Source organism: Bifidobacterium sp. LH_230, from assembly GCF_056357555.1.
Genome location: NZ_JBKEWJ010000021.1, coordinates 22436 through 45118, shown reverse-complemented (window position 1 = coordinate 45118; position 22683 = coordinate 22436). Strand labels below are relative to the sequence as shown.

General features: G+C 64.8%; 15 protein-coding genes and 1 tRNA gene. 11 read left to right on the top strand and 5 right to left on the bottom strand.

The window, feature by feature from the left end:
* Positions 1 to 100: 100 nt before the first annotated feature.
* On the bottom strand, positions 101 to 1426 hold the full coding sequence (gene tgt / locus AC1A0G_RS09755) for a tRNA guanosine(34) transglycosylase Tgt (protein WP_476529322.1): 1326 nt from the start codon (positions 1424 to 1426) through the stop codon (positions 101 to 103).
* 234 nt (positions 1427 to 1660) lie between these two features.
* Between tgt and AC1A0G_RS09750 the strand changes: the two genes are divergently transcribed.
* From AC1A0G_RS09750 to AC1A0G_RS09710, 9 genes are all read left to right on the top strand, one after another.
* A complete protein-coding gene (locus tag AC1A0G_RS09750; RefSeq protein WP_476529320.1) occupies positions 1661 to 3790 on the top strand; it encodes a S1C family serine protease in 2130 nt (709 codons plus the stop codon).
* An 845-nt stretch (positions 3791 to 4635) separates the two neighbouring features.
* Entirely contained in the window at positions 4636 to 6825 is a 2190-nt protein-coding gene (locus AC1A0G_RS09745; protein WP_476529352.1) for an HAD-IC family P-type ATPase, read from the top strand.
* Positions 6826 to 7175: 350 nt separating this feature from the next.
* A complete protein-coding gene (locus AC1A0G_RS09740; RefSeq protein ID WP_476529319.1) occupies positions 7176 to 8636 on the top strand; it encodes an FAD-dependent oxidoreductase in 1461 nt (486 codons plus the stop codon).
* A 187-nt stretch (positions 8637 to 8823) separates the two neighbouring features.
* On the top strand, positions 8824 to 10050 hold the full coding sequence (locus tag AC1A0G_RS09735; protein ID WP_476529317.1) for a serine hydrolase: 1227 nt from the start codon (positions 8824 to 8826) through the stop codon (positions 10048 to 10050).
* 92 nt (positions 10051 to 10142) lie between these two features.
* Positions 10143 to 11111, top strand: coding sequence for a zinc metalloprotease HtpX (gene htpX, locus AC1A0G_RS09730; RefSeq protein WP_476529315.1), 969 nt, complete (start codon positions 10143 to 10145; stop codon positions 11109 to 11111).
* Positions 11112 to 11117: 6 nt separating this feature from the next.
* Positions 11118 to 12005 (top strand): MurR/RpiR family transcriptional regulator, encoded by an 888-nt coding sequence (locus AC1A0G_RS09725; RefSeq protein ID WP_476529313.1) that lies wholly within the window; start codon positions 11118 to 11120, stop codon positions 12003 to 12005.
* Positions 12006 to 12158: 153 nt separating this feature from the next.
* Complete coding sequence (locus AC1A0G_RS09720) at positions 12159 to 13211, top strand: ABC transporter substrate-binding protein (protein WP_476529311.1); 1053 nt, start codon at positions 12159 to 12161, stop codon at positions 13209 to 13211.
* A gap of 27 nt (positions 13212 to 13238) precedes the next feature.
* Positions 13239 to 14885 (top strand): ABC transporter permease, encoded by a 1647-nt coding sequence (locus AC1A0G_RS09715; RefSeq protein ID WP_476529309.1) that lies wholly within the window; start codon positions 13239 to 13241, stop codon positions 14883 to 14885.
* Between the two features lie 2 nt (positions 14886 to 14887).
* Positions 14888 to 16087 carry an ABC transporter ATP-binding protein gene (locus AC1A0G_RS09710; RefSeq protein ID WP_476529307.1) on the top strand — a complete coding sequence of 400 codons (1200 nt, stop codon included), beginning with the start codon at positions 14888 to 14890 and terminating at the stop codon, positions 16085 to 16087.
* Between the two features lie 53 nt (positions 16088 to 16140).
* Here the strand turns inward: AC1A0G_RS09710 and AC1A0G_RS09705 are convergent, their stop codons facing one another.
* Complete coding sequence (locus AC1A0G_RS09705) at positions 16141 to 17775, bottom strand: tyrosine-protein phosphatase (RefSeq protein ID WP_476529305.1); 1635 nt, start codon at positions 17773 to 17775, stop codon at positions 16141 to 16143.
* A gap of 250 nt (positions 17776 to 18025) precedes the next feature.
* Here AC1A0G_RS09705 and AC1A0G_RS09700 point away from each other — a divergent pair.
* A tRNA-Gly gene (locus AC1A0G_RS09700) sits at positions 18026 to 18099 on the top strand.
* Positions 18100 to 18232: 133 nt separating this feature from the next.
* On the opposite strand, the gene AC1A0G_RS09695 is transcribed toward AC1A0G_RS09700, so the two are convergent.
* The 3 genes from AC1A0G_RS09695 to AC1A0G_RS09685 form a co-directional block, all read right to left on the bottom strand.
* Positions 18233 to 19633 (bottom strand): polysaccharide deacetylase family protein, encoded by a 1401-nt coding sequence (locus tag AC1A0G_RS09695; RefSeq protein WP_476529303.1) that lies wholly within the window; start codon positions 19631 to 19633, stop codon positions 18233 to 18235.
* 214 nt (positions 19634 to 19847) lie between these two features.
* A complete protein-coding gene (locus AC1A0G_RS09690) occupies positions 19848 to 20369 on the bottom strand; it encodes a GNAT family N-acetyltransferase (RefSeq protein WP_476529301.1) in 522 nt (173 codons plus the stop codon).
* A gap of 57 nt (positions 20370 to 20426) precedes the next feature.
* Positions 20427 to 21260 carry a DUF1684 domain-containing protein gene (locus tag AC1A0G_RS09685; protein WP_476529300.1) on the bottom strand — a complete coding sequence of 278 codons (834 nt, stop codon included), beginning with the start codon at positions 21258 to 21260 and terminating at the stop codon, positions 20427 to 20429.
* Between the two features lie 515 nt (positions 21261 to 21775).
* Here AC1A0G_RS09685 and AC1A0G_RS09680 point away from each other — a divergent pair.
* Complete coding sequence (locus AC1A0G_RS09680; RefSeq protein ID WP_476529299.1) at positions 21776 to 22651, top strand: MetQ/NlpA family ABC transporter substrate-binding protein; 876 nt, start codon at positions 21776 to 21778, stop codon at positions 22649 to 22651.
* The last annotated feature ends 32 nt before the right edge of the window (positions 22652 to 22683 follow it).

Below are 22683 nucleotides of genomic sequence, written 5' to 3'. Positions count from 1 at the left end.
TTATGTCGAAATAGGTGGGCGATTCCGGACATTCGGACCGGATTGGCCGAGTTCACTCGGATGGCTGGCCGCGATTCGCTCCGATCCGCTCACTGACCGGTCAGCCGCGTGACCCGTTCGCGTAGAAGCGGGCGAGCGTCGCGTCACGGAACTCGTCGAAGTAGCCGCCGTTGATCGAGGCACGGATGTCGTCGAGCAGCTTGATGAAGAAGTGCTCGTTGTGGATCGTCGCCAGCGTGAACCCGTTGAACTCGCGGGCGCGCAGCAGATGGTCGACATACGCCTTCGAATATTGCGTGCAGGTGTAGCAGTCGCAGCCCTCCTCGAGCGGGCCGAAATCGAACTTGAACTCGGCTCGCTTGACGTTGTACCGCCCGTCGCGCGTGAAGATCGCGCCGTTGCGTCCGCAGCGCGCCGGGGCCACGCAGTCGAACGTGTCGCCACCGTTCTCCACGCACGCGAAGATGTCGTCCACCGCCGCGATGCCGAGCACGTGGCGCGGCCGGCTTTCCGGCATCGCATCGCAGATCCACGCGCAGGTGTCTCCGATGATCCGCTTCTCGATCGCGCCGCCGATGCCCACGCCGTCGAAGTCCAGCGAGGCGATCTGCTCGGCCGCATGCCGTCGCAGATCCTCGTAATTCGCGCCCTGCACCACGCCGTACAACGCCTGATACGGCTTGCCGAGCCTCGCCTCGGTCAATCGCTGGTGCTCCGCGACGCAGCGCTGCGCCCAGCGGTACGTGCGCTCGACCGACTGCTCCTGGTAGCGCCGCGTATTCATCAGCGTGGTCAGCTCGTCGAACGCGAACATGATGTCCGCGCCGATCTTGTGCTGGATCCCCATCGAAATCTCCGCGCTGAACCGGTGCAGCGAACCGTTGAGCGGCGACTTGAACGTCACGCCGTCCTCGTCCACGAACGCGAGACGCTCCTTGCCGTCCGCGATCACGTCGTCCGACTTCATGCCGGTCACGTCCATCGCCAGCGTCTTCTTGAATCCCGCGCCCAGCGACAGCACCTGGAATCCGCCCGAATCGGTGAACGTCGGGCCGTCCCAGTTCATGAATTTCGCGAGTCCGCCGGCCGCGTCGAGCACGTCCTCGCCGGGCCGCTCGTACAGGTGGAAGGCGTTCGACAGCATGCACTGCGCGCCCTCCGCCTTCATCGTCTCCGGCAGCACGGCCTTCATCGCGGCCTGCGTGGCGACCGGCACGAACGCGGGCGTATGGATGTCGCCGTGCGGCGTGTGCAGGATGCCGGTGCGGCCGTAGCGCGCGCCGCCGCGGCCCTTGCCGTCCGCCGCATCGGGCAGTCGGGTGATCGTCTCGAAGCTGAACGCGCTGCGGTCGCCGGGCTTGCCGGGTTCCGCGCCGCGCGGATGATCCACAAGGTTCGTCTGATTCGTGTCCGCAAGATTCGTCATGTGATTCACTCTAGGCGAAGCCCGTAACGGACGCGCGGAATGCCTGATTTCGTTGGTATTCCAAGCTGTCGGCTACCCCTTCACGAAGCCGGAAGCAAACTGTTGCGTTTCTTCCAACGAACATTCAGGAAACTTCCAGAGCAAGTATCTTTACTCTTAGGTAGCAGTTCACCGGGCACAGTGCCAGCGGACGATGGTTCGCGCGCGTGCCCGGCAACAACGTAAGGAGTAGCAATGGCTGAAGAGCACAACAACGACTGGCTGAACGGCCAGTCAGCGCAGGGGGACGCGCAGCAGGCCGCACCGGCGAACGACGGCCAGACCGCCCCGATCCAGACTTCCAACACCGCAAGTGATGCCGGCGACCAGCCGACCGTCACGCTGCCGACCAGCGCGTCGTCGTCGCTGACCGATACGACGCCGATCGAGCCGTTGAGCGGCACGTTCTCGGCCGGTACGTCGGGTGCGACTTCCGCAACGGGCGCAACGACGCCGTCCGCGACCGATCCGGCACAGACCTTGCCGCTGACCCCGGTCGCGTCCTCCACGTCGGCCGACGATACGCCGAACTATGCGGCGGCCGCCGGCGAAAGCACGGTCGTCTCGTCCACGCCGGCGCCGCAGTCGAACGATCAGACCCCGTCGTCCGATCAGCCGACCCAGCAGTATCGTCCGGCGCCGGAATACGGCGCGTACGGCCCGGTTCCGAACACGCCGCAGAACGGTCAGTCGGCAGGTCAGACCCAGCCGTCTGCGCAGCAGCCGACTCAGCCCCAGCAGAACCAGCCGTTCGGCGGTCTGTTCGGCAACCCGTTCGGTAACGCGAACGGTCAGAACCAGAACCCGCAGAATGCGAACGGTCAGCAGAACCGCAACCCGTTCGGCAATCCGTTCCTCGCCGGCCAGCAGCAGAATGCGCAGCCGAACCCGACGCAGCCGATCCAGCCGCAGAACGCGCAGGGTCAGCCGCCGTTCCCGCCGTATGGCAACGGCACCAACGGCAACCCGTTCGCGCAGCCCGGCCAGCCTGGCGTGCCCGGTGCGCCGGCCGCCAAGACCGGCGGCAAGACCGCCAGCGGCGTGGTCATCGGCGTCGTCGCGGCGCTCGTGTCCGCCGCGCTGTGCCTCGGCGTCGGCTACTACGGCCTGACCAACGGCTGGGTCACGATCCCGACGTCCAGCTCGCTGTCCAACATCACGTCGAACAAGTCCGGCTCCGGTTCGGCCACCACCAAGAGCGGCGAAGCCGTCGACTGGTCCGCCGTCGCGTCCAGCGTGTCCGACTCGGTCGTCTCCATCACGACCACGCTGTCCAACGGCAGCGCCAAGGGCTCCGGCGCGATCATCGACTCCGCCGGCTACATCGTGACCAACAACCACGTCATCTCCGGCGCGCAGCAGATCCAGGTCACGCTCGCGAACGGCGCGATCTACACCGCGCAGCTCGTCGGCACCGACACCACCACCGACCTCGCGGTCATCAAGCTCGACAACGCGCCGAGCAACCTCAAGGCCGTGGAATTCGCCGACTCCGACAAGCTCGCGGTCGGCGAGGGCGTGATGGCCATCGGCAACCCGCTCGGCTACGACGACACCGCCACCACCGGCATCGTCTCCGCGCTCAACCGCCCGGTGACCGTGACCGACGACAACAACAACGAGATCGTCACCAACGCCGTCCAGATCGACGCGGCCATCAACCCGGGCAACTCCGGCGGCCCGACCTTCAACGGCGCCGGCCAGGTGATCGGCATCAACTCGTCCATCGCGTCCACTGCCACCTCGTCCGAGTCCGCCGGCTCGATCGGCATCGGCTTCGCGATCCCGGCGAACCTCGTCAAGCGCGTCGCCGAGGAGATCATCAAGGACGGCAAGGTCAAGCACGTCGCGCTCGGCGTGACCATCACCTCCACCACGGTCACCGCGGACGGCGTGACCCGCGGCGGCGCGAAGATCACGCGCCCGTCGTCCGGCAGCTCCGCGGTCGTCTCCGGCGGCCCGGCCGACAAGGCTGGCCTCAAGGAAGGCGACGTGATTGTCGCGTTCAACGGCAACGCGGTCAACGAGAACTACTCGCTGCTCGGCTACGTGCGCGCCTCCGCACTCGGCGACAAGGTGACGCTGACCATCGTGCGCGACGGAAAGACGATGGACGTCGACGTGACGCTCGACCAGGAGGAATCCTCGGTCAACGGCTCGTCCAGCTCGTCCAACTCGAACGGTTCCAACGGCAACAGCCAGAACAACGGCAACGGCAATGGTTCCAACGGGTACGGCAACGGTTCCGATGGCAACAGCAACGGCAACAACGACGGTGGCACCGGCGACGACGGTGGCTTCACCGATCCGTTCGGCCAGTGGTGACCGCGCGGGCGGCGGCGGATCGTCGGTCCGACGGTTTCCGCCGCTCATGAGAGCGGCCTGAGCGTGGTTGCGAACGTTCCCCCGGTCAACCGCTCCTGCGGCTCGACGTGAACGTTTCCGACCGCAAGTCGTGAACATTCCTGAACGACCGTAAGTCAACAGCATCGTGATGATCCTGCTGAGTTACGGTCGTTTTTGCATGCTCAGACGACCGTAAGTCACTGAGAATGCGACGATTATGTTGACTTACGGTCGGATTCGGATGACCGGACGCCGGTCGGCCGCCGACGATCACCGACGCGAAGTCGCGGGGCTTCGGCATCATGAAAACACAACTGAATATGTCATCTTTACGCCGTGTATCGGATGGTCGCGCGGGGCGTCGCACGAGTTGCGTGTGACGTTCGGCAACGTCGCCGGTGGGTTAACAAGGCGTGACCGAACTGCCGATCGAGGCCGGTCACGCGTCTGCATACCCGCGTCACCGCCGCGATTGGCTCCGTATGCGAGCGCAAGGAGCAATGATGAACGCGTTCATCGTCAGATTCTTCCAAGCTGTACTTCGTATTTGCCGACTGGTGCCGATGCTGCCGGTCGTGATCGCGGCGGCGATCCCGCTGGCGTTGCTGGGGCAATGGCGGCCGGTCGGGCTGCGCGTTCCGGTGCTGGGCGATCCCGGTGTGGGACAGTGGCTGATCGTCGTGCTGGTGCTGATCGTCGTATTCGACACCGTGCGCGGCATGATCGACGACATCCGGCACGGTCAGGTCGGTGTCGATCTGCTCGCGGTAGTGGCGATCCTGTCGACCGTGGCGGTGCGCGAGTATTGGGCGAGCTGGGCGGTCATGCTGATGATCGCGTCCGGCGAGGCGATCGAGGAATACGCGCAGGCGAAGGCCGAACACAGTCTGACCGCGTTGATGCAGGCCGCGCCGCAGGCCGCGCATGTGGTCACGTTGCCCGGCGTGGGCGATACGGCATCGGACGGTACCGGGGGCGGAATGCGGCCGATCGTATCCGCTGACGGATTCCGACGGGTGAACAGAACGCCGGGGGAGACCGGTCCCGCGACGGCGTCGGCTGACCCGCTGAGACGCGTCGGCGAAACGGCCGGTTCCGCGCGACGCCGGAACGTTCGAGCCGACGAACGGGAGACAATCTGCGTCCTCACCGGTCGTGATCCATATGACTGCGGTCCTGCCGTACGTCGCGCAGACACCGTCGCGCGCGCATCCGCGGCATCCGATGCCGATGGTGATGGAACCGCAGCCGCACGGCACATGCGCACCGTGCCGGTCGATGAGGTACGCATCGGCGATGTGCTTGTCGTGCTGCCCGGCGAAACCGTGCCGGTCGACGGCGAACTCATGTCCGTCTCCGCCACGCTCGACCTGAGCAATATCAATGGCGAACCGATGCCGCGCGAGGTGTTTGCCGGTGCTCGCGTCATGTCGGGCGCGGTCAACGGCGCGACCGCGCTCACCATGCGCGTCACCGCGTTGGCTGCCGATTCGCAGTACCAGCGCATCCTGTCCTTGGTATCCTCCGCGCAGGAATCGCGTCCGGCCGTTGTGCGGACCGCCGACCGACTGGCCGTCCCGTTCACGGTCCTGTCCTTGGCGATCGCGGGCGTTGCGTGGGCGGTGTCCGGCGTGCCGACCCGGTTCGCGCAGGTGCTCGTGCTGGCCACGCCGTGCCCGCTGCTCATCGCCGCGCCGGTCGCGTACATCGCCGGAACCGGGCGGCTTGCGGCGGCCGGTGTGCTCATCAAAACACAGGACGTGCTCGAACGGCTCGGGCAAGTCACGCAGGTGTTCTTCGACAAAACCGGCACGTTGACCGTCAAGCAGCCGCAGGTGGTGCGTGTGGAGATGCTACCGGGGGTCGAGACTCGGCTGGATGAGGATCACGTGCTCATGATGGCCGGCGTGGTGGAAGGCTATTCGGTGCATATTCTCTCGCGTGGCATCGCTGCGGCCGGCGAGGCGGCGATGAGGCGGTTGCGGGCGCGGTTTGCGGACGGGCAGTGGGACTGTCCGGACCCCGGGGCGGACGTATTCGGGCACGGGCAGGATTTGCCGGTCGTGAAGGGGATTCGCGAGGACGCGGGCCGGGGCGTGTCCGGATTGGTGAACGGGCATGCGGTGCGCGTGGGACGGTTGTCGTTCGCGAATGCCCGGGACGACGGGTTCCAGCCGGTTGCGTCGGATGCCCGCGTTGCGGTGCCTCGGCGGCGGGAGGATGATCCCGAGACGGCGAACAGCGGTGATGCATCGCGTGACGACATGGCGGTTCGCGCGCGGTTCGGGATGCTCGCCCCGGATGAGATGGCATCGTATGTGTCGGTCGACGGGCAACTGATTGCGCGTATCGTATTACGTGACGTGCCGCGTGCGAATGCCCGCGAGGCGTTGGAGCGCCTGCATTCGCTGGGCGTGCGTCGGCTCACCATGCTGACCGGCGACAAGCGGGCATCCGCCGAGATCATTGCTCGGGAGGTCGGTATCGACGAGGTGCACGCCGAGCTGTTTCCGGAAGACAAGGTCGCGGCCGTGCGAGATGCGGGCGAAGCGGTGGAACGTGCCCAAGGTGCTCGAAATGATGCGGACGATGTGGCTCGGTCCCGGGATGAACGCGAGGGGTCCGAGCGTGACGGCTCCATTTGGCCCCGGCGCAACAGGGACGGGCGTCCCGTCACGATGATGGTGGGCGACGGCGTGAACGACGCGCCCGTCCTCGCCGTCGCGGACATCGGTGTGGCCATGACCGACGGCACCTCCACCGCCGCCTCGGAATCCGCGCAGGTCGTCATCATGAACGACGACATCGCCGCCGTGCCACAGGCCATCGCCATCGCCCGCCGCACCAAGCGCGTCATGCTCCAAGCCGTGCTGCTCGGCCTCGGCCTCGCCCTCATCGGCATGCTGGCCGCCGCCTTCAACCTCATCCCGGTCGTCGTCGGTGCCTTCCTCCAGGAGGCCATCGACGTCGTCTCCATCCTCTGGTCCCTCACCGCCCTCCTCGATAGGGACTGAGAGGAGGATCGATAAGCTCCGATTCCGGTATGGAATAGATGGTTTGACGATCGAGAGGCTAAAAACAGTTCTTGTCGGGGTCGGCTTGACGATCGAGAGGCTGCCGCACGTCGAAAATGCCGTTGAAAAGGGGCAAACAGACCGTATTTGAGCGTGATCGGCCATGCTGTCTGCCTCTCGATCGTCAAACCGACCTCGGCAACATGCGGAATCAGCCTCTCGATCGTCTAACTGAGGACAAATGGCTGGCCATGTCATCGGCATCAAGGCTGCTCGATGCGTAAATATGCCGCCGAGTAAGCCCAAATCACCCCTTCCGCGATTCGGCGGCTTGCGATAGGCTGGAACGCGTGACTGAAACTGTGAATACCGATACCAACGAACTGCGCATCGCAGTGATCGGCGCCGGTCCGGCCGGCGTGTACTCCTCCGACATCTTCCTGCGTCAGCTCAAGAAGCTGGGCGAGGAACTCGGCCTCGGCACCAAAGCCCGCATCGACCTGTTCGAGAAGCTGCCCGTGCCGTTCGGTCTGGTCCGTTACGGCGTGGCCCCCGACCATCCGTCCATCAAGTTCATCGCCGACGCGCTCGAGAAGACGCTCGACAATCCCGACATCCACCTCTACTGCGACGTGGAGTTCGGCAAGGACGTCACACTCGACGAGCTGCTCGAACGCTACGATGCGGTCCTGTTCGCCACCGGCGCGGTCAAGGACAAGCCGCTCGGTCTGCCCGGCGCGGACCTCGACGGCGTGTACGGTGCAGCCAAGTTCGTCGAGTGGTACGACGGCTACCCGACCGGCGCTCGCGAATGGCCGCTGACGGCCGAGAACGTGGCCGTGATCGGCGGCGGCAACGTCGCGATGGATGTGGCCCGCGAGCTCATGCGTAACGCGGACGATCTCAAGGCCAAGACCGATATCCCGGACAACGTGTACGAGGGCATCCAGCGCAACAAGGCGAAAACCCTCCACCTGTTCATCCGCCGCGGCGTCGCGCAGGCGAAGTTCAGCGTGCAGGAGCTGCGCGAGATGGAGAAGCTGCCCGGCGTGCAGCTCATCATCAACGAGGACGACTTCGAGCTGGACGACGACACCATCGAGGTGGCCGGCAAGGACAAGCTCACCCGCCAGATGGTTGAGGAGCTGTTCACGATCCGCGAGATGGCCGAGGACATGGAGGACGACGGCGACGTCGACTTCGAGGGCAACCCGGCCGACCGCAAGTATTACATCCACTTCAACTCCGCCCCAACTGAAGTGCTCGGTGAGGACGGCAAGGTGAGCGCGATCCGCGTCGAGCGCACCGAAACCGGCGCCGACGGCAAGATGCACCGCACCGGCGAGTTCACCGACTACCCGGTCGAGGCCGTGTACCACGCGATCGGCTACAAGCCGGCCGAAGCGCCCGGCATCGTGTACGACGAGAAGGGCGCGCACCTGGCCAACGCGAACGGCGACGGCCGCATCACCACCGCCGCGGACGGCGGCGAGGTGCGTGAACGCCTGTACGCGACCGGTTGGGCCAAGCGCGGTCCGGTCGGCCTGATCGGCTCGACCAAGTCCGACGCGCTGATGATCGTGACCAACATGCTCGAGGATCTCGCCAAGGCCGCGGAAGGCGGTCGCGTGGCCGCCGACCGCGACCCCGAGTCCATCGACCGACTGCTGGAGAGCCGCGGCGTCAAGCCGATCGACTTCGCCGGCTGGAAGAAGGTCGACGCGTTCGAGCGCGCGGAGGGCGCGAAGGAAGGCCGCGAGCACAAGAAGGTCATCGATCCGGATCAGATGCGCGAACTCGCGCACGCCTGATGCGATCGTGATGCGATCCTGATGTGATTCGCTGCTGATTGGCACAACGGCCGCCCGCAGACACACGATGTCGCGGGCGGTTTCGTATATCATCGACTTTCCAGCTTGCTTCCAGCCAACGTGGCATGGCCGCCGCGTATATTGAAAGGGACATCGCAATCCCCCTATCCGACAGCTTGGAAGTACCATGCCGCAACGTAACCATCATCGCCAACCGGCGGTCCCGCCGCGTCCCAACCGCGGTCGCGACAGCCGCAACCGCGGCCGATTCCGCCGCATGATGCGCGTGTGGGCGGCGAACCTCGCCCAGTCGCCGGTGTATCGTCGCCGGCTGCTGCTCGTCGTCGGCGCGATGCTTGCGGTCGTGATCGTCATCTGCGCCAGCGTGCAGTACCTGTGGCGCAATGCGGCGGACGAATCCGCAATCGTGACCGCCGACGCGGAGTCCGCTCAGCGCGCCGCCGATGCCGGTTCGGATACCACCGATGCGAATGCTGCCGCGGCCCAGTCCGAGCCGACCGCGGTCGAAACGGCATTGAACGGCATCGCTCAGCTTGACGGTTCCGCGCAGGTTTCCACGGCCGGCTTCACGCTCGACCCGGACACGCAGGTGCAGTTGGAGAACGAGCTGAATACGTTCGCGTCGTACGGGTACGGCGTCTCGTTCGTGATGATCGATGTGACGTCCGGCAAGGCGCTCGCCTCGTACGCCGGCACGCAACGATATTCCGCGTCCGCGATCAAGGGCCCGTACGTGCTGTCGCTGGCCCAGACCGGAACGATCGATCTGAAAGCGGTGTATTCGGCCGAAACCGATGCCGACGCCAACACGCAGTACCTGATCGACCAGACGATCACCGTATCCGATAACGATGCGTACAAGGAACTGCACGACACGTATGGCTCGGATGCGTTCGCGAAGTGGGCGACGACTGCGAACGTTGGCGTGGATGTGACGCAAGGCGCGTATCTGAACATGTCCGCGACCGATCTTGCGCGGATGTGGGCCGAGGGATACGGCTACCTGTTCGTTTCGGACGACAATTCGGATAGCGCGGCTGACAATGCGGCCGGCAGCTCAGCGGACGGCAACTCGAGCGCATCCTCAGACAACACCACCCAAACCGCGACCGACCTCGAATCCGCCGCCCGCCAGTGGCTTGCCGGCGAATTCTCCGGCACGCTGAACTCCACGATCAACATGGCGCTCGGCAGCCAGTATTCCGTCTACACCAAAGCCGGCTGGATCAACGGCGAAGGCGACTATTACGCGCTCAACGACGCCGGCATCGTGCGCTCCGGCTCCGGCGACTACATACTGGCCGTCATGACCAGCGCCGCCGGCGAATACGATCTCGTGACCGGTCTGATCTCCATGCTCGACACGATCCACTCCGCCGCCATGACCGCATAGCACATGAGTGCCGTTACGCCCGTGGCGGATGCGCCCCGCAATATCCGGCAATCTCCAGCCAACATCCAGATAGTGAATTTACTGTGAGGATCATGAACGGCAAATTGCGAGTGCACGGCCACTACAACGGCCTGAAAACGACACTGCTTTTCGCCCTGATGTGGGCAGTGATCATGCTGATCTGGTGGGCCACCGGCGGCCGCCGCAGCACGCTCGGCGTATACATGCTTATCGGCTTGGCTACCACGTTCGGCTCCTACTGGTTCTCCGACAAACTCGCCATCGCGTCGATGCACGCCCGCGAAGTATCCGAATCCGAAGCCCCCGCGCTGTACCGCATCGTGCGCGAGCTGAGCGCGAAGGCCGGCAAGCCGATGCCGCGCATCTACATCGCGCCGACCATGAGCCCGAACGCCTTCGCCACCGGCCGCAACGAACGTCACGCGGCGGTGTGCTGCACGCAGGGCATCCTGCAGATGCTCAACGAACGCGAGATCCGCGGCGTGCTCGGCCACGAACTCATGCACGTCTACAATCGCGACATTCTCACGTCCGCGATCGCGTCCGCAATGGCCACGGTGATCACGTACCTCGGTTATTCGCTGATGTATTTCGGCGGCGGTTCGCGCGATGATCGCGACGGTGATTCGGGCGGCGCGCTCGGCTTGATCGGCGTGTTGCTGTGCTCGATTCTCGCGCCGATCGGGGCGTCGCTGATCCAGATGGCGATCTCGCGCACGCGCGAATACGATGCCGACGAGGACGGCAGTGTACTGACCGGCGATCCGGAAGCGCTTGCGTCCGCGCTCAACAAGATCTCGTATGGCGCACAGGCCAATCCGATGCCGGCCACCGCGGGCACGCAGTCGGTCGCGGCGATGATGATCGCGAATCCGTTCTCCGCGGAAGGCATGTCGAAGCTGTTCTCGACGCATCCGCCGACCGAGCAGCGCATCGCGCGACTCATGCAGATGGCCCAGGAGATGCGCGCCCAGCAGGGTGCGTACGTTGGCGGTGCGGGGTATGCGCAGGGCATTCCCTCGCCGCGTTATGACCGGTGATCAGTGATGGTTGACGATACTATAGGCGGCGCGGCGGCATCGCCGCTGTTGGCGAGGTTGCGTGCCGCGTTGCCCGCGCTGGGCGGCAGCGAACGGCGGGTGATCGCCGCGCTGCTCATGCGCCCGCAGGATGTGCCGAACTGGTCTACGGCCGATGTGGCCGAGCGTGCGGGAACGTCGATGTCGACGGTGGTGCGCGCGTGCCAGCGAGTGGGGTTCCGCGGGTACCAGCATATCCGGCTGGAGTTCGCGCGGCTGTCGGATGATGCGCAACGGCATGATGCGGGATATGCCGGTGACGGTGCGTCCGCCGTGGCCGCCACCTTCGCCGATGCGATGGCGGCGCTGACGGTCGCTGCGAAAACCGTGGACGAGGCGTCGGTCGGCCGGGCCGCCGACATGTTGGCCGATGCGGGGCGGGTCCTGTGCGCGGCGACCGGGTTCTCCGCGCCCCCGCTGCGGGACGCCGCGTTGCGTCTGGCTGCGGCGGGACTGCCTGTGCAGTTTCCTGCGGATGTGACCAGCCAGCAGTTCTGCGCGCACACGCTGTCTGCCGGCGATGTGTGTCTGGCGGTGAGTTATTCCGGTGCGAACACGCATACGCTCAACACCTGCCGTCTGGCCCGTGAGCGCGGTGCCGCGGTGGTGGCGGTGACGAATTTCGCGCGCTCGCCGTTGGCCGAGATCGCGGATCCGGTGTTGGTGACCGGCGTGATGCCGCAGGCGCACAACATCGATCCGGGTGCGGATCGCGTGGCCGAGATGGTGTTGCTGCAGGCGTTGTGCCGTATGACGATCGCACGGTCGTCGCACGCCGATGCCGGCGATGCGCCGCGTGAGGTCATCGCCGATTCCGTCAGCGACGCCGAGGACCTGCATCGGGCGGGCGAGTAGTCCGGGCGGGCGTTCCCCGATTGTTCAACTGACTGTCGTCTGTCGGTCGTTTCCCCGTCAGGAGCACGACGTGTTGCCGCGGATAATCATAAGTGGAATTCATTTCGTGACTTATGGAATTCCGGAAAACCTTGTGAGGGGAAAGGCAACATCATGAAGATCCGTACGATCACCACTCTCGCCGCAGGTGCGCTTGCGGCACTGATGGTGCTTTCCGGCTGCGGCAGCGCCTCGGCCAACACGAACACCGTCGCCGCGGGCAACGACTCGGCCTCCAAGGCCGACACCTCGCTCAGCGGCACCATCACCGTCTACACCTCCGAGCCGCAGAACAAGCTCGACGAACTCATCAAGGACTTCAACCAGGTCGAACCGAACGTCAAGGTGCAGTCCTTCCGCGCCGGCACCGGCGACCTCAACGCGCGCATCGAATCCGAACAGGCCAACGGCGGCGTGAAGGCCGACATCCTGTGGGCCGCCGACGCGTCCACGTTCGAGAAGTACAAGAAGTCCGATTCGCTCGCCAAGTACACGCCCAAGGACGCCGACAAGCTCATCGACGGCGTGACCGACGCCGACGGCTACTACACCGGCACGCGCGTCATCCCGACCGTCATCGCGTACAACACGAACGCGATCAAGACCGCGCCCGACTCGTGGAAGGCGCTCGCCGACTCGCAGTACAACGGCAAGATCGTCATGCCGAACCCGTCCGTCTCCGGCGCGGCCGCCTACAACGCTGCCGTCTGGTACCTCGACAAGAACCTCGGCGAACAGTGGTTCACCGAACTCGGCAAGAACAAGCCGGTCATCGCCGACAGCAACGGTCCGGTTTCGCAGGCCGTCGCATCCGGCACGCAGCCGGTCGGCGTCGTAGTCGACTATCTGATCCGCGATCTCAAGGCCAAGGGTTCGCCGGTCGCCGTCTCCTACCCGTCCGAAGGCGTGCCGTTCGTCTCCGAGCCGATCGGCATCTTCAAGTCCACGAAGAACGAGAAGGCCGCCCAGGCGTTCATCGACTACGTGCTCAGCGTGCGCGGCCAGAAGCTCGCCGTCAAGCAGAACTACCTGCCGGTGCGCGACGACGCCGGCAGCCCGGAAGGCGCGCCCGATCTGAACAAGATCAAGCTGCTCAACCCCGATCTTGCGACGGTGACCAAGACCAAGGAAGCGGCGCTCAAGTCGTTCACCGCGAACGTCGGCTGACCTCACCGAGTTGAATCGATATCCGATATGACGCTGTCGGCTTCATCGGCCACGCGAGCGAAGCGCCCCGGGCACACGCTTGGGACGCTTCGCGTCGTGCTATGGGTGTTCTGCCTGCTGTTCATCGTCATGCCGCTCGGCGCGATCGCCCTGTACGGCATCCTCTCGTGGCGCGGCACCGAAGTGCTCAACCGCGACGTGCTCGACGCGGCCGTCAACAGCGCCGTCTCCTCGCTGACCGCCGCCGTCATCGCCACTCTCGTCGCGCTCGCGCTCGCCGTATTCGTCGAACACACCGACCTGCCCGGTCGCGGCGCGCTACGGCTGATCCTGCTCACGCCGCTGCTCGTGCCGCCGTTCATCGGCGCGATCGCATGGACCGGCGTGTTCGGCCCGGCCAGCCCGATCAACATGCAGTGGACGCAATGGTTCGGCCACGCGCTGTGGAACGTGTACGGCGCGGACGGCGTCATCTTCCTGCTCGCGCTGCACGGCTACCCGGTCGCCTACCTGATGATCGCGGTCGCGCTCGATCGCGTTCCGGCCGAACTGGAGGAGGCCGCGCGCATCAGCGGCGCCGGACCGATCCACGTGCTCGGCACGGTCACGCTGCCGCTCGTCGCACCGGCCGCGCTGAGCGCGTTCATTCTGCAGGTCGTCGGCAATCTCGCCGATTTCGGCATCCCGTCGATCGTCGGCACGCCGGAACGCTACACCACGCTCGCCACGCTGATCTACCGGTACGTGCAGTCCGGCTCGGTCGACAATCCGCTGCAGGTCGTCGCCGGCATCGGCATCATGATGCTCGCCGTGACCATGCTTGCGCTCACCGCCGTCAAACGCATTCCGCAACGGACGGTAACGTTCGCACCGCGAGCGGCCGGTGCGATGCCGCTGCGGCTGCGCGGACGGTTGCCGGTCGCGGCCGTCCTGTGGGCGGCGGGACTGGCGATCACCGTACTGCCAACGTTCGCGCTCGCATCGCAGTCGCTGCTGGCCGCGCCGGGCATCCCGCTCACGTGGTCCAACCTCACGCTCGACAGCTACCGTGAGGCGTTCGCCAGCCCGACCACGATGCTCGGCCTGACCACGTCGCTGTTCCTGTCGGTCGGCGCGGGCGTGGTCTGCGGCATCGTCGGCATGGCGATCGGCTCGCTCGCCGCGCGCTCGCATCGTCGCGGCGACCATGCGCTCGGCAGCGTCGCGTTGCTGCCGCAGTCGATTCCCGGCCTGATCATCGCGGTCGGCTGGCTGCTGCTCGCGCCGCATATCGGCTTGTTCAACACGCCGTGGGTGATTCTCGCCGCGTACGTGACCGCGTTCGTCGGGCTCGTGGTGCAGACCGTCGAGGCTCCGCTCAAGGCGATTCCGGACGCGCTCGTGGACGCGGCGCGCATCAGCGGGGCGTCGCCGCTGACTGCGATGCGCGACGTGATCTGGCGGATGGGCGCGTCCGCCGCAGTGACCGGCGCGATGCTCGTCGTGCTCACCGCCGTGCGCGAGCTGACGATCTCGTCGCTGCTGCTTGCGCCGGACGCGCAGACGCTCGGCGTGGTCGTGTTCAGCCTGCAGCAGGCCGGTTCATACAATGCGGCGGCCGCGCTGTCGCTGATCATCACCGTCGTGGGGCTTGCCGCGCTGCGTACGGTCACGAACGTCATGAGAGGACGATGACTATGACTGTCAGGACTGCGAACGTTGCTGCGAATACTGATATTGCGAACGTTACTGCCAACACCGCTGTCGATTCCGCCGATATTGCGGATGATGGTACCGCTGCCGATACCGCGGCCGCGCTCGACGTCGACCACGTCACCGTGCGATACGGCAACGGCAACCTCGGTCTCGACGACGTGAGCCTCGCCGTACGTCCCGGCGAATTCATGGTGTTGATCGGACCGTCCGGCTCCGGCAAGACGACGCTGTTGCGTACGATCGCAGGATTCCTGCAACCGACGTCCGGCAGCATACGTATGAACGGCGAGACCGTTTCCGCGTCCTCGCCTCGCGTCGACGTGCCGCCCGAACGCCGGCACTTGGGCATGGTGTTCCAGCAGCACGCGATATGGCCGCATATGAGCGTCGGGCAGAACGTGGCGTATCCGCTCGTACAGGCGCGTGTGCCGCGTGCTGAACGCGCGAAACGGGTTGCGGACGCGCTCGCGATGGTCGGGTTGGCCGGGTTCGCGGACCGTGATCCCGGCGAGCTGTCGGGCGGGCAGCGGCAACGCGTCGCGATCGCGCGTGCCGTGGTGGCCGAGCCGCGCATGCTGCTGCTCGACGAGGCATTGTCCGCGCTGGACGAACCGCTGCGCGAAACGCTGCGCATCGAGCTGAAGCATATGACCTCGCAGCTGCATCTGACCGCCGTGCACGTGACACACGACCGCGGCGAGGCGCTCGCCCTGGCCGACCGCATCGTGATCCTCGACCACGGTCGGGTGCGGCAGATCGGCACGCCGCGTGAGCTGCTGGAGCGGCCGTCGTGTCCGATGGTCGCCGCGTTCCTCGGCGATGCGACGCTGGTGCCGGGCGTGTGCGACGAGCATGGGTTCCGCGCGGACGCACTGCCGCTGACCGTGCCGATCGACCATGTCGACGTGCAGCGCGCGTGGGGGCACGGCGTGCTGGCGGTGTCCCCGCACGCGGTGACGCTGAGCGCGGCGACGGACGTTTCCGATGCTGCTAGTGGGCAGTCCGTTCCGGTCGTGTCCGCGTCGCTGTACGGGCAAGTGATGAACACGGTCGTTGTGGACTGGAACGGGCTGGAATTCCGGTGCGCGGTGCCTGGCATCGCGCCGAAGACCGGAGACAGCGTGTCGTTGAATGTATCGCAGGGCCGGTTCTATCTCGACGGGGCCGACGAGCGGGCATAGAAGATGGCCGGTGGCGGTGAGCGGCCTCATCGCCACCGGCCATTCACGTTCGGTCAGCGAAGATGATGGCTCGGATGGGTCGACGTGCCGGCCGGCACGGAGAACAGTACATCATCGGACAGGCTGATCGGCACGGTCGTCACGCGCAGCCCATCCGCGTCCAGCTCCTCGATGCTGAACGCGGCACCGGACCGTCCCTCCACCAATCCGGTCCCGACATCCATCCGCTGCTCGTACGCCATCGACGGCGCGACCGACACCGGCACTCCGGCGAACGTGGCCTGCATCGCGTGATGGAAATGCCCGGCAAGGATCAGCCGCACGTCCGCGCCGGCGACCGCATCGGCCAGCGCGCCGGGATTGCGTAGGTTGACGTTGCGCAGCCCCGGCAGCAGCGACTCCACCGGACTGTGATGCAGTACCAGCACGGCCGGTGCGGCGTCCCTGTGATGCAACCGTTCGCGCAAGTCAGTCAGCGCAGCGTTCGTCACATATCCCTCGCTGCTGTCCAGCAGATGCAGGTCGTAGCCGTTGATCTGCGCCACGTCGGGCACGAACATGGCTGCAGTGTATTGTTCCAGCGCATCCGCGGCCTCGGCCACATCGTCGTGATTGCCCGGAACCACGCACAGCGGCGCGCCGATCTCGTCGGCCAGCCGTTGCAACGCCTCGGCCGTGCGCCGGTACGCGCGCACGTCATGGTGTACCAGATCGCCGCTCACGACGATTACATCGGGCTGCACTGCCAACGATCGCAGATATCGTGGCACCAGCGGCAACGTTCGCAACGAGTCGACATGCCCGAACAGCGGATCGTCGGGCAACGTCGCGTGCAGGTCCGACAGATGCAGGATCGTCAGGCGCGGGCGGGCGGTCTCGTCCGTGCGTGTGGCTGGGGTCGTTGCGGCCGAAGTCGACAGTGCGATGGGATGTGGTGAGACCATTGCGCCGGGCCTGTTTTTCCCGCGCAGCGCGGCCAGTTGCGCCGCCGTCAGACCGTTGCGTTCCAGATATTGCGCCGCGCCGCCGCGTGCGTCGAGCCAGTCGCAGATTTCGGCCATCATGCTTGCCGGGCTATCGAGCCGCATGCGCAACGTGGCCGTATGTTCGGGCTCGCGAGGCGCGTCATGGTCGACCTCGGCGATGGTTTGTCGACGGATGCGTTCGCCGAGATGCGCGGCGGATCGTGCGTAGTCTGCGATGATCTCGTCTCTCGCATCGCCGGCGGCAAGCCGTGCCAACGCGACGACCAGTCCGGTGCGGTCCTTGCCGATGCTGCAATGCACGAGCGCGGCGCCTGGCGTGTCGGCGATGGCGGCGACCGCACGCGCGAGTTGGGCGCTGCGATGGGTGAGCATGAATTCGTAGATGCCTTCGAGCGTGCCGGTGCGCGGCGCGCCGTCCGGCAGACGATAGATCGGCGCGGAAACGGTGGTGATGCCGTCGAAACGGCGCGGGTGTCCTTCGTCCGGTTCTCGCAGGTCCACGATGGCGGAGACGCCGAGGTTGCGCAGACTGGTTTCGTCCGTTGCGGTCAAGTCGTCGGGTGCGGCGGAACGGATCAGCCACGGTTCGCCGCCGGTTCGGCGTGCGGCGATGCGCGCATTGGGGCAGCGGTCGAACGGGATGATATCGGAGGGTTCGTCTGCGGCGGTCGTGCCGGTGGGCGTGCTGTCATGGCTGGACATTCCGTTGTTCCTTATGACGTGGAATACATTCCATACCATTGTGGAAAAACGATATGGCAACCTGTCCAACTCCATGTGAACCGTCGGCAAATTCTCGTGATGAACGGTAAGAAAGATTTCTCCGCTCGCTTCGCTCGGTCGAAATGACAGGGTGAGGAGATTCGCTCGGCCGAAATGACGGAGTGGTCGAGAACATGCCGTTGGTGTCTGCTATACTAACCACTTGTGTCTCGCGCAAACGTGACGCAACGCGAATGTAGTTCATCGGTAGAACGACAGCTTCCCAAGCTGTAGAGGCGGGTTCGACTCCCGTCATTCGCTCCACTGAGAACCGTTGGAATTCCAACGGTTCTTTTGGTTTTAGGCGGCGTGGATGCTGCGATTTGAGAACAATTTGACAACATTGCGCGCACTGCGGACTTAGCGTGAACGCACTGTGGTCACGGCGTGGTCACGATCACTTGCCGCTGAGCTTGATGAGCTGGTCGATGGTGACGAACTCGTAGCCGGCCTTGCGCAGGTCGTCGATGATCTTCGGCAGCGCCTCGACGGTCTGCGAACGATCGCCGCCGCCGTCATGCATCAACACGATCGCGCCGTTGTGCGCATTGTCCAGCACCGCGTCGTGAATCGCGTTCGCGCCGGGCAGCTTCCAATCCTCGGTATCGATGTCCCACAGCACGTTCATGCCGATCAGATCTCCGGCCGCCGCCCACTGCTTCACCCCGAACGCGCCGTACGGCGAACGGAACACCGTCGTGTTCACACCCGACGCGGCCTTGATGTTCGCGAACCCGTCCGTGATGTCGGCCCGCATCTCGTCCTCGCTCAAATCGGGCATGTTCGGATGCGTGTTGCTGTGGCTCGCCACCTGATGCCCCTCGGCCGCCATGCGCTTTTCCACGGCCGGCCATGCCAGCGCCTGCTCTCCGAGGTCGAAGAACGTGGCCTTCGCCTTCTTCTCCTTGAGCACGTCGAGCACCTTGTCGCTGTACTGGCTCGGCCCGTCGTCGAACGTCAGCGCGATCACCTTGCGACCGGACGGCCGCGGATTGAACGATTCGACGATCATCTCCACCGGCTGTTCGATCACGCCCTTGTCGACTTCGATGCCGGACTTCGACCCGACCCAGACCTCGCGCGTACCGTTCTTGCCGGCCTGTGCGAACCGTTGGATGACGCCGGTCAGGTTGACGTTGTCGGTACTGTATTCGACCGTATCGTGACGCACGGTGTGCGATTCGGTCACGTCGTCGCCATCCGCGACCGTGATGTCGGCGTGCTCGGGAACCGTGATCTGCGATCGTTCGCCGACCGGAATCTCCTTCCCTCCGATCGTGACGTCGACCGGTTTGCCGCCCGTCTCGTCAATCACCGAGCCATCTATCGCGAGCAGACGACCCGGCTTACGTCCGAAGGAACCGTTGTTCTCCAACAGCACGTTCACCGTCGCGCCGATATGCGTGCGAACGTTCTCGTTACCGGTGCCGCTGTCCACGGTCACGTCGATCGGTCGCCAGCGTGTGTCCCACATCCACCACGTCGCCCCACCGCCCGAAATCAGCAGCGCCGCGACGAGCCCGCCGACCAGCACGCGCAGCCACAGTCGCGACCGGCGCGGATTGTTCGGATTGCCCGCGTTGCCCGCATCAAAGTCGTCCAGCGACGAATACGGCACGCGCGACGGCCGCGCGGCTCCCGCGAACGACAGCTCCTCGATCGGTTCCCGCGACCGCTCGGGTGCGAATGACTGCGGTCGTGCGGAATTTCGCTTCGGCGGAAACGACTGCGGCTGCGATGCGTCGCCGTCGCCGCGCTGCCGGTTCGTCTGCCGATCTGGCGGTTGCGGAACGGTCATGATGCCCCCTTGCCTCGGTCGACGCGGTCCGGTTGACGCGACGTCGGTCGGTGCCGTCACGAGTCGGTATCGACCGTGCGGATCCCGTCACCATTATCCCGCTCGTCGCCGAGACGCACGCATGCGACATGCGGTCGGCACCGCCGGGCCGAGAGCGATCGCAGGGAGACGCAGATGATCGCATTGCCCATCGGCGCAATGCCGTCCGCGCAATTCAGGCCAAATCGATCCAGTAACGGCGTACGTCGGGGAATCCGGGGTGCGGCACGACGGCTTCGAGCACGCCGTGATTCCTTTCGATCACCTTCGCCGAGGCGACATTCGTCTGGTTGCAGGTGACCAGGATGCGCGGGAATCCCAGCTCTCGCGCCTTGAGCAGGGTGAGTCGCAGGATCTCGTTCGCGTATCCGCGACCGCGGTCGGACGGGCGTACGCTATAGCCGATCCGGCCGGCGAAATGATCGATGAAATCGTTCGGTTCCAGACGGATGTCGGAGATGCCGACGATATGCGGCCTGCCATCCGACGGATTGTCGGCCGCGTCCACTGCCAGAAACACCTGCTCCCAGACCTTACCGTAATGCGGCGGATAGTCGCCGGCGAGCCAGCGCCCGTAGTCCTCGGCATGTTCCAGTCCGACGCCGCCGCTGATGCGCTCGCCCCGGTCGATGAATTCCCTGCGGAACTCCATCACCGCCTGCTCGGTGCCGGCGTCCGGTGATATGAGCTTGAGCATGATCCCGCCTTTCGTAAGTGCGTTTCGTGAATACGGACGATACCGTTCGCGCGCCGGCTACAGGCGCTCGTAGGGAATCTTGTCGCCGGCGGTCACGGCCACGGGCAGCGTGTTCTCCAGCGGAGGCATCTCGCAGGTGCAGAAATCCGTGTACGCGCAGAAGTAGTGCGTCGCGCGGTTGAAGTCGATTTCGGTGACCTTCGCGGAATCGGTGATCGGGAATCGCAGGATACGCCCGCCGCCGTAGGTCTCCTTGCCGGACGTGGCGTCGCGGAAGATCACTAGGCCCTGACCATGCGTGTTGGCTTGGAACACCTTCAACGCATAGTCTTTGCCGTCGATGGTGACGGTGAGCTCGCCGACCACTTTCTCGATATGCTGCAGGTTCGCCATGGATGCGCCCACCGTTTCGGTGTAGGACCGGTCGAACGGCTTATAGGACGCCGGCACCACCCACGCGCGGCTTGGCGCGTAGTGCGGGGTGCCGCGGAAGTTGCGGCGCAGCGGGGAGTTGGGGTCGCGTACGCGCACCGCATACTTGTTGAGACCGCCGACGCGTTTGATGAGTTCGGCCTGAAGGTCGCCGAAGTCGATCTTCACCACGTTGGCGTCCTCGTCGCCGGGCACCGTGAAGATGCGTGGGCTGGAGAGCTTGAGCAGGTTGATCTTGACGATGATGCCGTCCTCGGGCGTGTAGGTGACGGTGTTGCCTTCGGCCAGCCAGGTTCCGGGGAAGTTGTCGAGTCGGCGTTCGACGCCGTCCTCAAGCCAGTCGATGCTGACGATGGACAGGAACCCGAGCGGCGCATTGACCGCGTCGTCCTTCTCCTTGTGCCATGTCTCGAACTCGTTCGCGAATTCCTGATCGGTGAGAGTGTCGGCTGAAACCATGATGGTCCTTTCGGCGGAGATTGATGGGATGGGTGATGGGCGGAATGAATGATGCGACTGCGCCGATCACCGGATCGGTTGGCCGGCGGGGTCCCCAACTACTCGTCCGTCGGCTGTTCCACACCATACCAAGCGAAATTCGTCGTCGGTTTACATCGATATATGTTTTCTTTATAGGCCACTATCGGACGGTGCTGTCATGTGCGAAGAAGCTAACGATAATCCCTGTAATTCACCTTCTGTTCAGACCGATATTCGAACATATAACCGCATATAAGAATTACCGATAATCTATGCGGGTGTCGTCTGTGACGAGGTGCATATAGTGGGGCGCGTCGATCGGGTCACGCCGGTTCGGTCCATCATCGGTGCCAATGAAGTCGGGCACATGCACGAACACACCTCGCGAAACGGCCATATGAAGTAGAAGTAACGGATGCGACGACATGAACGGGGAATCACTCGCTGCGGACGCAATGATCGCAGCGAATACAACGAACAAGAAGGGGATACATATGCGGAGCAACGGTATTCGCCGTGCGCTGGCAACGGCGGCGGCCCTGCTGTCCGTCGCGGGACTGCTGCTGGCTGGAGGATGCGGAACGGCCGACGCCGGCAAGGACGCGCAGGGTAACACGATCATCAAGGTGAGCATCAGCGGCACCGGTTTCGATCCGGTCTGGAAGCTCATCAACGAGAACCTCAAGAAGGAGAAGGCCGGCATTCAGGTCAAGACGGTGTCCGTCGAAAAGAGCATATACGGCAACCAGGCCCTCAACCAGAAGGAGGTCGACCTGTCCGCGCAGCAGAACTATGCATTCCTCAACGGCGAGATCAAGGAGAAGGGCTACAAGTTCACGCCCATCGCCGAAACCATCATCAGCCCGCTCAACATCTTCTCCGACAAACTCAAGAACGTCTCCGAAATCAAGGACGGCGACACGGTGCTCATCCCCAACGACCCGGTGAACATCGGCCGTGCGCTGGAGACGCTGCAGGCTGCCAAACTCATCACGATCGACCCGGCCAAGGACAAGCCGACGCAGGGCATCTACGCCCACGAGGACGACATCACGTCCAATCCGAAGCATCTCAAGATCACGCCGGTCGACAAGAACATGGTCATGCCGTCGCTGTCCAGCGCGGCCATCGGCATCGCCAACGCCGACGCCGTCGTGGACTACGGCAAAAATCCCGTCACCGATGCGATCTTCACCGTCAAGCCGGACCCCAAGGACCCGCTGAACAAGCCGTGGATCAACCTGATCGTCGCCCGCACGGAAGACAAGGACAACCCCGACTTCCAGAAGATCATCAAGGCCTATCATCAGGACAACGTCAAGGAGCTCATCAACAAGCTGTTCAAAGGCGGCGACATTCCGGTTTGGTGAACGCGGACGGCTCCCGAGGCCCTTGCGTGGAC

Excerpts from the sequence above, each read along its gene's own strand:
- AC1A0G_RS09725 (WP_476529313.1), top strand. The coding sequence starts at position 11,118 with ATGGTTGACGATACTATAGGCGGCGCGGCGGCATCGCCGCTGTTGGCG.
- AC1A0G_RS09710 (WP_476529307.1), top strand. The coding sequence starts at position 14,888 with ATGACTGTCAGGACTGCGAACGTTGCTGCGAATACTGATATTGCGAAC.
- htpX (WP_476529315.1), top strand. The coding sequence starts at position 10,143 with ATGAACGGCAAATTGCGAGTGCACGGCCACTACAACGGCCTGAAAACG.
- tgt (WP_476529322.1), bottom strand. The coding sequence starts at position 1,426 with ATGACGAATCTTGCGGACACGAATCAGACGAACCTTGTGGATCATCCG.
- AC1A0G_RS09715 (WP_476529309.1), top strand. The coding sequence starts at position 13,239 with ATGACGCTGTCGGCTTCATCGGCCACGCGAGCGAAGCGCCCCGGGCAC.
- AC1A0G_RS09745 (WP_476529352.1), top strand. The coding sequence starts at position 4,636 with ATGCTGATGATCGCGTCCGGCGAGGCGATCGAGGAATACGCGCAGGCG.
- AC1A0G_RS09705 (WP_476529305.1), bottom strand. The coding sequence starts at position 17,775 with ATGTCCAGCCATGACAGCACGCCCACCGGCACGACCGCCGCAGACGAA.
- AC1A0G_RS09680 (WP_476529299.1), top strand. The coding sequence starts at position 21,776 with ATGCGGAGCAACGGTATTCGCCGTGCGCTGGCAACGGCGGCGGCCCTG.
- AC1A0G_RS09690 (WP_476529301.1), bottom strand. The coding sequence starts at position 20,369 with ATGCTCAAGCTCATATCACCGGACGCCGGCACCGAGCAGGCGGTGATG.
- AC1A0G_RS09695 (WP_476529303.1), bottom strand. The coding sequence starts at position 19,633 with ATGACCGTTCCGCAACCGCCAGATCGGCAGACGAACCGGCAGCGCGGC.
- AC1A0G_RS09720 (WP_476529311.1), top strand. The coding sequence starts at position 12,159 with ATGAAGATCCGTACGATCACCACTCTCGCCGCAGGTGCGCTTGCGGCA.
- AC1A0G_RS09735 (WP_476529317.1), top strand. The coding sequence starts at position 8,824 with ATGCCGCAACGTAACCATCATCGCCAACCGGCGGTCCCGCCGCGTCCC.
- AC1A0G_RS09750 (WP_476529320.1), top strand. The coding sequence starts at position 1,661 with ATGGCTGAAGAGCACAACAACGACTGGCTGAACGGCCAGTCAGCGCAG.
- AC1A0G_RS09685 (WP_476529300.1), bottom strand. The coding sequence starts at position 21,260 with ATGGTTTCAGCCGACACTCTCACCGATCAGGAATTCGCGAACGAGTTC.